This window comes from Burkholderia sp. Ac-20345, from assembly GCF_017104825.1.
Classification (GTDB): Bacteria; Pseudomonadota; Gammaproteobacteria; order Burkholderiales; family Burkholderiaceae; genus Burkholderia; species Burkholderia lata_B.
The window spans coordinates 17,488-30,209 of record NZ_JAAGPO010000124.1 but is presented as its reverse complement, the minus strand read 5'-3'; the positions used below and the strand labels follow the sequence as shown (position 1 = coordinate 30,209).

At 67.6% G+C, this 12,722-nt stretch carries 10 protein-coding genes; 8 read left to right on the top strand and 2 right to left on the bottom strand.

The genetic code is table 11. The features are described from left to right. Together G3O06_RS32145 and G3O06_RS32140 are read left to right on the top strand one after the other, a co-directional pair. Positions 1-539, top strand: a 539-nt coding sequence (locus tag G3O06_RS32145; protein WP_277403763.1) for an IclR family transcriptional regulator C-terminal domain-containing protein, incomplete at its 5' end; no start/stop codon positions are given. 243 nt (positions 540-782) lie between these two features. Next, positions 783-926, top strand: coding sequence for a hypothetical protein (locus tag G3O06_RS32140; RefSeq protein WP_241020352.1), 144 nt, complete (start codon positions 783-785; stop codon positions 924-926). A gap of 435 nt (positions 927-1,361) precedes the next feature. Here G3O06_RS32140 and G3O06_RS32135 read toward each other — a convergent pair whose 3' ends face one another. Continuing rightward, positions 1,362-1,844, bottom strand: a complete 483-nt coding sequence (locus G3O06_RS32135; RefSeq protein WP_021159229.1) for an Lrp/AsnC family transcriptional regulator — start codon at positions 1,842-1,844, stop codon at positions 1,362-1,364. Between the two features lie 285 nt (positions 1,845-2,129). Here G3O06_RS32135 and G3O06_RS32130 point away from each other — a divergent pair, with 285 nt between their 5' ends. The 4 genes from G3O06_RS32130 to G3O06_RS32115 all read left to right on the top strand — a co-directional run bounded on the left by G3O06_RS32130 (position 2,130) and on the right by G3O06_RS32115 (position 6,707). Next, a complete protein-coding gene (locus G3O06_RS32130) occupies positions 2,130-2,768 on the top strand; it encodes a LysE family translocator (protein WP_205818614.1) in 639 nt (212 codons plus the stop codon). Between the two features lie 120 nt (positions 2,769-2,888). Beyond that, the gene (gene kch, locus G3O06_RS32125; protein ID WP_174913655.1) at positions 2,889-4,064 is read left to right on the top strand and encodes a voltage-gated potassium channel protein; all 1,176 of its coding nucleotides are present in this window, start codon (positions 2,889-2,891) and stop codon (positions 4,062-4,064) included. A gap of 69 nt (positions 4,065-4,133) precedes the next feature. Continuing rightward, positions 4,134-4,565, top strand: coding sequence for a YqaA family protein (locus G3O06_RS32120; protein ID WP_174913652.1), 432 nt, complete (start codon positions 4,134-4,136; stop codon positions 4,563-4,565). Between the two features lie 159 nt (positions 4,566-4,724). Continuing rightward, positions 4,725-6,707: a methyl-accepting chemotaxis protein gene (locus G3O06_RS32115; RefSeq protein ID WP_205818613.1), complete on the top strand. Its 1,983-nt coding sequence runs from the start codon at positions 4,725-4,727 to the stop codon at positions 6,705-6,707. Between the two features lie 36 nt (positions 6,708-6,743). Here G3O06_RS32115 and G3O06_RS32110 read toward each other — a convergent pair whose 3' ends face one another. Next, positions 6,744-8,399: an acyl-CoA synthetase gene (locus tag G3O06_RS32110; RefSeq protein ID WP_205818612.1), complete on the bottom strand. Its 1,656-nt coding sequence runs from the start codon at positions 8,397-8,399 to the stop codon at positions 6,744-6,746. Between the two features lie 168 nt (positions 8,400-8,567). Here G3O06_RS32110 and G3O06_RS32105 point away from each other — a divergent pair, with 168 nt between their 5' ends. Continuing rightward, positions 8,568-9,323: a Crp/Fnr family transcriptional regulator gene (locus G3O06_RS32105; protein WP_174913646.1), complete on the top strand. Its 756-nt coding sequence runs from the start codon at positions 8,568-8,570 to the stop codon at positions 9,321-9,323. Positions 9,324-9,551: 228 nt separating this feature from the next. Beyond that, complete coding sequence (locus G3O06_RS32100) at positions 9,552-12,719, top strand: efflux RND transporter permease subunit (RefSeq protein WP_174983500.1); 3,168 nt, start codon at positions 9,552-9,554, stop codon at positions 12,717-12,719. Positions 12,720-12,722 lie beyond the last annotated feature (3 nt).

Sequence of the window (12,722 nt, the reverse complement as noted above, 5' to 3'; positions counted from 1 at the left end):
CGATGCAGCGCGTGTCGCCGACACGCGACGCGGAAGCCGAGATCGTCGCGCTGGCCGGCGCGACCGACATGAGCGTCGCGGCCGCGACGCTCGGGCCGCTCGGTCCGACCGTGATCCGCCTCGAGGAATCGGCGCGGCCGCAGCACGTGAGCCTGCAGGTCGGCACGGTGATGTCGCTCGTCAATACGGCGATCGGACGAATCTTCGCGGCCGGCATGTCCGACGACGTGCTGGCCGACCTGCTCGCCGACGAGCCCGTGCGCCTCGCGGGCAACGCCGCCGCGCCGGCCGACGACGCCTTCCGCGCGCGGCTCGCGACGATCCGCGCGGACGAACTCGATTTCGCGTTCGACGCGCCGGTGCCGGGCATCGGGACGGTCGCCGCGCCCGTGTTCGATCACACCGGCAGCATCCGGCTCGTGATCGCGATCATCGGCTCGTCGCGCGGCTTCCCGCGCGGGCCGGACAGCGACCTCGCGCAAGCGTTGCTCGCCGCGACGCGGCGGCTGTCGTGGCGGTTCGGGTGGATCGGCCGGTAAGCCGCCGCCCGCGTCCGGCATCCTCCCCGCCACTCGAATTCCCCTCTCTCATCCCATGCGATGGCCGTGCAGGCACGGCCTCGTCACGCCTGTGAGGCACGCGCAGGCAGTCGATATTCATGTTGCGAAGCAGCAACACAAATTGTCAGTAATTCTCATATAACGAAATCGCATTTCACAAAGCGGAGGCGTTTCGCTATGATTAGGGTTATCCCTAACTCGCCACCTATATGGGGCTTCGTCATGCAAACGTCTAACATTTCCGACCGTTCCACCGAATCCGCTGGCTGGCTCGCACGTATGGGCGAGTTGATTGCAGAAGCGTGGGCACTCCACCTCGAGAACTGCGAAGTGATCGCTGAAGCGCACGCACGCCTGCCGCGCTGAACGCGGAATGGCCGGCCGCCAGCCGGTTGGCCGCACGATGCCCTGCCTGATCCGCTTGCCCGGACGCGCGCCACCAGGCCGCGGCGTCGGGCAACGGCCTGCAAGGCAAGTCACGTGGAAACTGGCCGGGGAGCCCCGGTTGAATGCGCTCCCTGCGTCGGGAGCACGTTGAAGTCGCTTTGAAGCCGATGCCGGCACCGATCCGCATCGGCGCGGTTTTTGTCTGACGGTTGCCCGGGCGGGCAGCCGTTATCCGGCCGGCATGCGGGTATGCGCCGGATCACCGCGGACAGAAGATTCATCCGCTTTGCCGGCCCAAGTGCGGGACATCGCCGCTTGCCTTGTCCCCCGCCCGATTACCGGTTTTCTCCGCGCAAACGCGCAGCCCCGTGCTGCCGTCGCTTCAACGACGGCCGCACGCTCATCCCCACCCCCTCACACCTGAATCGACGGCACGTCCTTCATGCAGCGCAGCGCGAACATCGAGCGGCTGTGACGGATGCTCGAAATCTTGTACAGCTTTTCGCGCAGGAAACGCTCGTAGCCGGCGGTGCCGTCCACCGCGACCTTGATCCAGTAGTCGTATTCGCCCGACACGAGATAGGCCTCGAGCACCTCGGGCAGCGCGGCGAGTTCCTCGCCGAAGCGGGCGAGCGCGTCATCCTCGTGACGATCGAGCGTGACTTCGAGGATCACGATGTCCGCATAGCCCAGCTTCCGCTGGTTGACGAGCGCGACGTAGCCGTCGATGTAGCCGTCCACCTCGAGCTGCCGCGTGCGGTTCCAGCACGCGGTGGTCGACATGCCGATCTGTTCGGCCAGTTCGGCGTTCGACAGACGCGCATTTTTCTGCAGTGCACCAAGGATTTTGCGGTCCTGGCTGTCGAGCGTTTTCGGCGAGCGTTCACGTGTGGCCATGGCAGGAAGAATCTTCTACTGAAAATGGGGATTCTATCTGAACGACATTCCGGATTTGTGTCGGTTTGTGTGGAAAAGCGGAAGCCTTTTAATCCGGCCCCTTGATATATTTTTCCCCATGCCTGTTGTCCGGCACGCTCCCCGCGACAACCCCTTCGCACCGGGACGCATGGCCGCAATCACGAGTTGCGGTGCCGGCCAGCAGGCATGCGATTCCCCGCCGTCCGCGCGCCTATCCGGCCGCGCGGCTTCGGCGCCCATGTTCCTGTTCCTGCCCTACCCGTCATGTCGTTCAGGCTTTACCTCTCGTTTCTCGCGGCTTCCGCCGTTCTCGTCTACGCCCCCGGCCCCGTCAACCTCCTCACGATGAACCAGGCGCTGCGCGCCGGCTGGCGCCGCGCGCTGCCGTGCGTCTGGGGCGGCACGCTCGCCGTGCTGCTGCAACTCGCGCTGACCGCGCTGTGCCTGAATTCGCTCGTGCATCTCGACGAGCGCGCGTTGACCGTGCTGCGCTGGGCCGGCGCGGCCTACCTCGTCTGGCTCGGCTGCAAGCAATGGCTCAGCCGTGCACCGGCCGGCGCGCCCGCCGCAACGACCGGGCCGGCAACACCGGAGACCGACTCGCACCGCGCGCTGTTCTGGCGCGGCGTCGCAACCTCGGGCCTCAATCCGAAAACGCTGCTGTTCTTCCCGTCGTTCTTTCCGCAGTTCATCATCCCGAGCGCCGACTGGAGCCTGAACCAGCAGTACCTGCTGCTCGCGGCGACGTTCGCGGTGCTGTTCGCGGGCGGCGTCGCGTCGATGGCGCTGTTCTCGCACCGGCTGAGCCGCGCACTGCAGCGGCCTGCACGGATGCGCGCGATGAACCGCGTGACGGGCGGGCTGCTCGTCGGGATGGGCGCGATCATGGTCGGCTGGAACTGAACCACCGGGCGGCCGGCTTCGTCGCGGCCGCCGCCATGGCCCTCCAAAAAGCAGGCAATCGCCGAATGCTTTAGGGTAGCGGCTGTTTCGTTGGACATGCCCGGCCAGCCGGGCGACTGGATGAAGCCCCTCACTACCCGCCTGCGGCGCCTGTTCGCGCCGATCGGCCTGCACTGGTATCTCGCCCTCCTCCTCGCGCTCGATGCGCTCATGGTGCTGCGCCCCGTCGTCGAGCATGCAAAGCTCGGCGTGCATCACGCGTGGCTCGCCGATGCGCTGAACCTCGTCGACAACGCCGGGCTCGTCGTGTTGCCGCAAGTGGTCGTCGCGGCCGGCCTCGCGACGATGGCCATCGGCATCGTGCTGCGCGCCCGCGTCGCGTGGGTGCTGTCGATCCTGCTGCTGGTCGCGGCCGCCGCGATCAGCGTGCTCGGCGGCTATCGCAGCCACGGCGTGTTCGTCTACACGGCCGTGCTGGCCGTCGCGCTGCTGTATTACTGGCGGCACTTCGACCGCGCGAGCGTCGCCGCGAGCAGCCTGTTCGCGTTGCTGAGCATCGTGTCGCTGCTGATCTACGCGACCTTCGGCGTGCTGTATCTCGGCGACGAATTCACGCCGCCCGTCCACGATCTCGCCACGGCCGTCTATTTCTCGATCGTGTCGATGTCGACCGTGGGTTACGGCGACATCGTTCCGCACGCGCCGACCGCCCGCCTGTTCACCGCGTCGATCATCGTGCTCGGCATCACGGTGTTCGCGACGTCGATCAGCGCGGTCGTCGGCCCCGTGATCGGCGGCAATCTGAAACGGATCGTCAAGGGAGGCCTTTCGAACGTGATCCGCAAGCATCATTACCTGATCGTCGGCGCGACACCCGTCGCGCATGCGGTGCACGACGGGCTGCGCAAGCGCGGCTACGCGGTGACCGTCATCGTGCCGGCCGGCGTCGAACACAACTATCCGGCGTCGACCGACCTGATCGTCGGCGATGCGACCGACCACTCGGTGCTGGAAAGCGCCGGCGCGGCGACCGCGCGTGCAGTGCTCGCGCTGCGCTCCGACGACGCCGAGAACGCCTTCATCATCCTCGCGATCCGCGAGATCGCGGCATCGGTGCGCACGGTCGCGCTCGTGAATCACCAGCGCAACCTCGAACGGCTGCGCCTGCTGAAGCCCGACATGGTGTTCTCGCCGCAGCAACTCGCGGGCGAACTGCTGGCCAGCACGCTCAACGACGAACCGGTCGACAAGTCGCTGATCTCGCACCTGCTGTTCGGCACGGCCGACGCAGCATGAACGCCTGATCGCATGAACGTGTGACCCTGTGCCCCGGGTTGGCCGGCGCGCGCCCGGTACAATCGCGCGATGTCCGAATTGCTCACTTACGGCGGCCTGTTCGCCGTGTCGATGGTCGCCGCGACCCTGTTCCCGCTTCAGTCCGAAGCCGTGCTCGCCGGCCTGCTGCTCGCCGGGCGCGAACCCGTGTGGGCGCTGGTGCTCGTCGCGAGCATCGGCAACGTCGCCGGCTCCGTGATCAACTGGGCGCTCGGGCGCGGCATCGAGCACTTCCGCGAGCGCCGCTGGTTTCCCGTCAAGCCGGCCGCGCTCGCACGCGCCGAGCGCTGGTATGCGCGCTATGGCCGCTGGTCGTTGCTGCTGAGCTGGGCGCCCGTGATCGGCGATCCGCTGACGATGATCGCCGGCGTGCTGCGCGAGCCGTTGCCGACCTTTCTCGTCATCGTGACGATCGCGAAGGTCGGCCGTTATCTGGCCGTCGCGTGGCTCATCACGCACTGACACCCTCCTTCTCGTCGCGCCCCCGCGCGACAGCCGCGCCTGCCGGCGCCGCCATCGACGACGCACCGCTAAAGAATTCGCCGAAGTTGCCGTATTAACCGGTCGACTAGCGGTGACGCGTGCGTTCCGCCTCCTCTCCCTCCCCACTCAGGATGTTGCATGAGATTGACCCAATTGGGCCGGGTGAGCGTCGGCGCGCGTCTTGCGGCGCTGGCGTGCGCGCTCGTCGCCCTGCTGTTTACCGTCTTCGCATGGACGCTCGCTCATTTCGCCGGCCAGCAGCTGGCTGAAGAAGCACACATGCGGATCGTCGACAAGGAACAGTCGATCCGCGCGATGGTCGACCTGTTCGACAAGGCGCTGTCGGCCGAAGCCAACCGCTCGATGTCGCTGTTCGCGAGCTTCCTGCCGCCTGATTTCTCGCTCGACCCGGCGCGCACCGTCGACATCGGCGGCGTCGCCGCGCCGACCCTCCTCGCGGGCGGCCAGCCGCTCGACCTCGACTATTCGATTCCCGACCAGTTCCTGAAGAAAAGCGGCGCGATCGCGACGATCTTCGCGCGCGACGGCGACGACTTCGTGCGCATCACGACGTCGCTGAAGAAGCAGGACGGCGCGCGCGCCGTCGGCACCAAGCTCGACCGCGCGGGCCCCGCCTACGCGCCGCTCGTCGCCGGGCGCAGCTATACGGGCCTCGCGAAGCTGTTCGGCCGGCCGTACATCACGCAGTACAAGCCGGTGACCGATGCGACCGGCCGCGTGATCGGCGCGCTGTTCGTCGGCCTCGACATCGGCGCCGAGCTCAAGCTCGTCGAAGACGGCATCCGCTCGCTGAAGATCGGCGACAACGGCTACTACTTCGTGCTCGACGCGTCGCAGGGCCCGTCGCGCGGCACCTTCGTCGTGCATCCGGATGCAGCCGGCCAACCGGCGGACGACGCGCGTGCGCCGTACGCGCAGATGCTCGCGGCCGGCCAGGGCCGGCTCGCGTACATGTCGACCGACCCGGCCGCGCACGACGGCGGGCCCACCGCCAAATTCGTGTCGTTCATGACGATTCCGCAGTGGCAATGGCTCGTCGGCGGCATCGCACTCGACGATGAACTGCTCGCCACCATGCGCGCCACCCGCAACCGCTTCCTGATGATCGGCGCGGTGCTCGTCGCGGCGTTCGCGACGCTGTTCGTCATCGTGGTACGCCGCGTCGTGAGTCGGCCCCTCGATGCGGCGGCACGGGCCTCCGAGCGCTATGCGGCGGGCGATCTCAGCGTACGCATCCGCGATGGCGCGGCCGCGCGCGGCAATGCGGGCAACGACGAGATCGGCCGGCTCGTGCAGGCGGTCGACGGGATCGGCGACGGCCTCGCGCGGATCGTCGCGCAGGTGCGCAACAGCTCCGCCGACATCGCGCGCGGCACGGTCGACATCGCGGCCGGCAGCGGCGACATCGCCGCGCGGATCGCGACGCAGGCGAGCAGCGTCGAACAGACGGCAGCCAGCATGGAACAGATCACCGCCGCCGTGCAGCAGAGCGCCGAGCACGCGGCGCAGGCCAATGCGCTGGTCGCCGACGCGTCGGCCGCCGCGACAAACGGCGACGCCGCGGTGCAGCGCGTGGTCGCGACGATGGACGACATCGGCCGCGCGACGCGCCGGATCGGCGAGATCACGGGCGCGATCGAAGGCATCGCGTTCCAGACCAACATCCTGGCGCTGAACGCGGCCGTCGAGGCCGCGCGCGCGGGCGAACACGGCAAGGGCTTCGCGGTGGTCGCGGCCGAGGTCCGCGCGCTCGCGCAGCGCAGCGCGGCCGCGGTCAAGGAGATCGACGCGCTGAGCGCCGAATCGTCGACGACCGTCGAACAGGGTTACCGGATCGCGGACGCCGCGCGCGGCACGATGCGCGACATCGTCGCGCGGGTCGACCAGGTCCGCACGCTGATCGGCGAGATCAGCGCCGCGTCGCGCGAACAATCGACCGGCATCGAGCAGGTGAACCTGGCCGTCACGCAGATCGGCGACGCGACGCAGCAGAACGCGTCGCTGATCTCGGATGCCGAACGCGCGGCCGTCGCGCTGCGCGACCAGGCCGCGCACCTCGCGGACGCGGTCAGCGTGTTCCGGCTCGAACGTGACGCGTGACGGATGACGGATGGCCGGCGACAGCCGGCGCATCGCCTACTTCTTGTCGTCGCCCGCCAGATCGATCGCCTTGTCCGACCCGACCGCATTGCGCAGCTGGAATTTCTGGATCTTGCCGGTCGACGTCTTCGGCAGTTCGCCGAACCGCACGGCCTTGGGCACCTTGAAACCCGCGAGCAGCTGCTTGCAATGCGCGACGATTTCCTCCTCGGTCGCGCTCGCGCCTTCGCGCAGCTCGACGAACGCGCACGGCACCTCGCCCCATTTCGGGTCGGGCATCGCGACGACGGCAGCCACCGCCACCGCCGGATGCCGGTACAGCGCATCCTCGACCTCGATGCTCGAGATGTTCTCGCCGCCCGAGATGATGATGTCCTTCTTGCGATCCTTGATCCGGATGTAGCCGTCCGGCATCAGCACGGCGAGGTCCCCGGTATGGAACCAGCCGCCGTGGAACGCCTCGTCGGTCGCCTTCGGGTTCTTCAGGTAGCCCTTCATGCAGATGTTGCCGCGGAACATGATCTCGCCGAGCGTCTCGCCGTCGGCCGGCACCGGCGCCATCGTGTCGGGATCGAGCACCGTCGCGCCCGCTTCCAGGTGATAGCGCACGCCCTGGCGCGCATTGAGCCGCGCGCGGTCCTCGTCGGTCAGTTCCTCCCAGTGCGACTGCTTCGCGCACACGGTCGCCGGGCCGTAGACCTCGGTCAGCCCGTACACGTGCAGCAGGTCGAAGCCGATCTCCTTCATCTTCGCGATCACGGCCGGCGCGGGCGCCGCGCCCGCGACCATCGCGTGCACCGTGTGGTCGATGCCCGCGCGGAATTCGGCCGGTGCGTTCGCGATCGCGCTCTGCACGATCGGCGCGCCGCAGTAATGCGTGATGCGTTCGCGGCGAATCAGGTCGAACACCGTCTTCGCATCGAACTTGCGCAGGCAGACGTTCACGCCCGCGCGCGCCGCGACGGCCCACGGGAAGCACCAGCCGTTGCAGTGGAACATCGGCAGCGTCCACAGGTAGACGGCGTGCTTCGGCATGTCCCATTCGAGGATGTTGCTGATCGCCGCGAGATACGCGCCGCGATGGTGGTAGACGACGCCCTTCGGGTCGCCGGTCGTGCCGGACGTATAGTTCAGCGCGATCGCATCCCATTCGTCGGCGGGCGGCGTCCACGCGTAGTCGGCGTCGCCGCTCGCAACGAGCGCCTCGTAGTCGGTCGCACCCGCGAAGCGCGCAGGGTCTGCCGGCATCGCGTCGGCCACGCTGACGATCTTCAGGCCCGGCACCTCGAGCGCCGCGCGATGTGCGAACTCCGCATATTCGGTGTCGACGATCAGCACCTTCGCCTCGCCATGACGCAGCATGAACAGCACCGTCGCCACGTCGAGCCGCGTGTTGATCGTGTTGAGCACGGCGCCGGACATCGGCACGCCGAAGTGCGCCTCGACCATCGCCGGGATGTTCGGCAGCATCGCCGCGACCGTGTCGCCACGTTCGACGCCGAGCCGCGCGAGCGCGCTCGCCAGTTGCTTCGCGCGCGTGTAGGTCTCGCCCCAGGTGCGCCGCACGTCGCCGTGCACGATGGCAAGGCGATCGCCGTAGACTTCGGCCGTCCTGACCAGGAAGTCGATCGGGGTGAGCGGCACGTAATTCGCGTCGCGGCGGCCGAGTCCGGCCTCGAACATCTGCGTCATGATCCTGTCTCCCGTGTCCTGTCGACCGGGGCGCATCCACCCCGGATCGTTTTGATGTGGTTCAATTGCCGACAGCCTAACGGGCGCTATTGTGAGCCGTCTGTCATCGAAACGACAGAGTGCCTTTCACGCGCCGAGCGTTATCCCTATCCTCGCAAACCCGCATCCATGCACGACCCACTCGCTGCACCGCCCGACGCACCCGCCCACCCGGCCGACGCGCTTTCCGAACCGGGCCCGCTGCCGGCGCTGGCCTCGCTGTTCGGCCAGTGCGCATGGTTCCGCACGCTCGCACCCGAGCACCAGGCGCTCGTGCTCGCGCAGTCGCGCGTCGAGCAGTGCGAGGCCGGCGATGTGATCGCCCATCGCCTCGCGCCGTCGGAATACTGGATCGGCGTGCACCGCGGGCTGCTGAAGCTCGCGATCTTCAATGCGTCGGGGCGCGGCTGCACGTTCTCCGGCGTGCCGTCGGGCGGCTGGTTCGGCGAAGGCAGCGTGATCAAGCGCGAACTGCGCAAGTATGAAGTCGTCGCGATCCAGCGCTCGACCGTGCTGTTCGTGCCGGTCGACACGTTCCATGCGCTGCTCGACACCAGCCTGCCGTTCACGCGCTTCGTGATCCACCAGCTGAACAACCGGATGGGCGAATTCATCGCGTCGATCCAGAACAGCCGGCTGCTCGACGTCGATGCGCGCGTGGCGCAGGCGCTCGCGCAGCTCTTCAACCCCGACCTGTACCCGGACACCGGCCCGTCGCTGTCGATCTCGCAGGAGGAACTGGGGATGCTCGTCGGCGTTTCGCGGCAGCGGATCAACCAGGCGCTGCAGCAGCTCGAGAAGCTCGGCGCGCTGCGGCTCGCGTACAACCAGATCGACGTCGTCGATCTCGGTGCGCTCGCGCGCGTCGGGATCGAGCAGATCTGAGCACGCGCCGATGAACGGAATCGCCGCCGACGCAGCCTGCCCGTCCGGTATCACGGCCGTTTGCCGGCCTTCGCGCCGCGCTGCGTTTCCTCTGCTGATTCGGCAATCGACCGCCACGCCCCAACCTGACAATTCCGCCAGTTTCGCGACAGTAACCCGTTCCACGCCGACGCCTATCATTCGGGTTCCATTTACCCACGCCTGATCACCGCCTGTCCCGCTGCCTCCATGTGGATCGTCAATCTCGCGCTCAAGCGCCCCTACACGTTCATCGTGATGGCCATCATGATCGTGCTGGCCACCCCGCTTGCGCTGATGCGCACGCCGGTCGACGTGCTGCCCGCGATCAACATTCCCGTGATCAGCGTCATCTGGAATTACAGCGGCTTCTCCGCGACCGAGATGACGAACCGCATCACGTCCGTGCATGAACGGATCCTGACGACGACCGTCAACAACATCCAGCACGTCGAATCGACGTCGCTGCCCGGCATCGCGGTCGTGAAAGTGTTCCTGCAACCGGGCGCGAACGTCCAGACGGCGATCGCGCAGACGGTCTCGTCCGCGCAGGCGATCGTGCGGCAGATGCCGCAAGGCGCGACGCCGCCGCTCGTGATCACCTATTCGGCATCGAGCATTCCGGTGATCCAGCTCGGGCTGTCGAGCAAGACGCTCAGCGAACAGTCGCTCGCCGACATCGCGCTCAACTTCCTGCGCCCGCAGCTGATCACGGTGCCGGGCGTGCAGATCCCGTTCCCATACGGCGGCCGCTCTCGCGTGGTCGCGATCGACCTCGATCCGCAGGCGCTGCTCGCGAAGGGGCTCACACCCGCCGACATCGTCAACGCGGTCAACGCGCAGAACCTCGTGCTGCCGACCGGCACCGCGAAGATGGGCCAGACCGAATACCGGATCGACACGAACGCGTCGGCCGACACCATCGCCGACATCAACAACCTGCCGGTCCAGACCGTCAACGGCGCGACGACCTACCTGCGCGAGGTGGCATCGGTACGCGACGGCTTCGCGCCGCAGACCAACGTCGTGCGCCAGAACGGCCAGCGCGGCGTGCTCATCTCGATCCTGAAAAGCGGCGACGCGTCGACGCTCAAGGTCGTGTCGGACCTGAAGACGCTGCTGCCGAAGGTGATCCCGACACTACCGGAAGGGCTCACGATCACGCCGCTGTTCGACCAGTCGGTGTTCGTCAACGCAGCCGTCCAGGGCGTGATCCACGAGGCGCTGATCGCCGCCGTGCTGACCGCGATGATGATCCTGCTGTTCCTCGGCAACTGGCGCAGCACGCTGATCATCGCGATCTCGATCCCGCTGTCGATCTTCACGTCGCTGATCGCGCTGTCCGCGCTCGGCGAGACCATCAACATCATGACGCTCGGCGGGCTCGCGCTCGCGGTCGGGATCCTGGTGGACGATGCGACGGTGACGATCGAGAACATCGAGCGGCACCTGCATCTCGGCACCAACCTGCACGACGCGATCCTCGAAGGCGCCGGCGAGATCGCGGTGCCCGCGTTCGTGTCGACGCTGTGCATCTGTATCGTGTTCGTGCCGATGTTCTTCCTGACGGGCGTCGCGCGCTTCCTGTTCGTGCCGCTCGCGGAAGCCGTCGTGTTCGCGATGCTCGCGTCGTACGTGCTGTCGCGCACGCTGGTGCCGACGCTCGCGATGCTGCTGTTCCGTCCGCAGCAGGCAAGCACCGGCCCCGATCATGCGACGTCACGCTTCGCGCGCATCCACCATGCATTCAACAACGCGTTCGAGCGGCTGCGCGCGTGGTACATCGTGCTGCTCAGCATCCTGCTGGTGCGCCGCCGCTTCTACGCGATGTGCTTCCTCGGCTTCTGCGTGCTGTCGACGGGCCTCGTGTTCGTGCTCGGCCGCGACTTCTTCCCGAATGCCGATTCCGGCAACATCCGGCTGCACATGCGCGCGCCGACCGGCTACCGGATCGAGGAAACCGCGCGCCTCGCCGACCAGGTGGAGCGCGTGATCCGCGAAACCGTGCCGCCCGACGAACTCGGCGCGATCGTCGACAACCTCGGCCTGCCGGTGAGCGGCATCAACCTGTCGTACAGCAACGCCGGCACGATCGGCACGCTCGACGGCGAGCTGCTGATCGCGCTGAAGCCCGGCCACCGCGCGACCCAGCACTATGTGCAGGCGCTGCGCACGGTGCTGCCCGAGCGCTTCCCGGGCGTCGAGTTCTTCTTCCAGCCGTCGGACATCATCACGCAGATCCTCAACTTCGGCCAACCGGCCGCGATCGACCTGCAGGTGCTCGGCAACGATCTCGCGAGTAACATGACTATCGCGAGCAGCCTGATGAAAAAGATCAGGCAAATCCCCGGCGCCGTCGACGTGCACGTGCTGCAACGCAACGACGAGCCGACCCTGCTGGCCGACATGGACCGTACGCGCATGCAGCAGCTCAACCTCTCCGCGCAGAACGTCGCGCAGAACATGCTGATCTCGCTGTCCGGCAGTTCTCAGACCACGCCGTCGTTCTGGATCAACCCGCGCACCGGTGTCCAGTACCCGCTGCAGATCCAGACCCCGCAATACAGCATCGCGTCGGTCGACGACCTGCTCGGCACGCCGATCTCGGCGAGCGGCCGCACGGGCATGCCGCTGCAACTGCTCGGCAACCTCGTGCAGGTGCGCAGCACCGCGAACCCGGCCGTGATCACGCACTACAACATCCGCCCGGCGATCGACGTGTACGTGAGCGTCGAAGGCCGCGACCTTGGCGCGGTCGCGGGCGAGATCGACCGCATCGTGTCGGATGCGCGCGCGACGCTGCCGCGCGGCACCGAGCTGACGATGCGCGGCCAGATCGAGACGATGCGCACGTCGTACATCGGCCTCGGCGCGGGCGTCGCGATGGCGATCGTGCTCGTCTACCTGCTGATCGTCGTCAATTTCCAGTCGTGGCTCGACCCGCTGATCATCATCAGCGCGATGCCGGCCGCGCTCGCCGGCATCGTCTGGATGCTGTTCATCACCGGCACGCACCTGAGCGTGCCCGCGCTGACGGGCGCGATCATGACGGTGGGTGTCGCGACCGCGAACAGCATCCTGGTCGTGTCGTTCGCGCGCCAGCGCCTCGAGGCCGGCGCGCCGCCGCTCACGGCCGCGCTGGAAGCAGGCGCGACGCGGATCCGGCCGGTGCTGATGACGGCGCTCGCGATGATCATCGGGATGGTGCCGATGGCGCTCGGTCTCGGCGAAGGCGCCGAGCAGAACGCACCGCTCGGCCGCGCGGTGATCGGCGGGCTGCTGTTCGCGACCGTGTCGACCTTGCTGTTCGTGCCGCTCGTGTTCGGCGGCGTGCATGCCCGGCTGGCCCGCCGGCGCGCGCGCCAGGCCGGACACTGATTT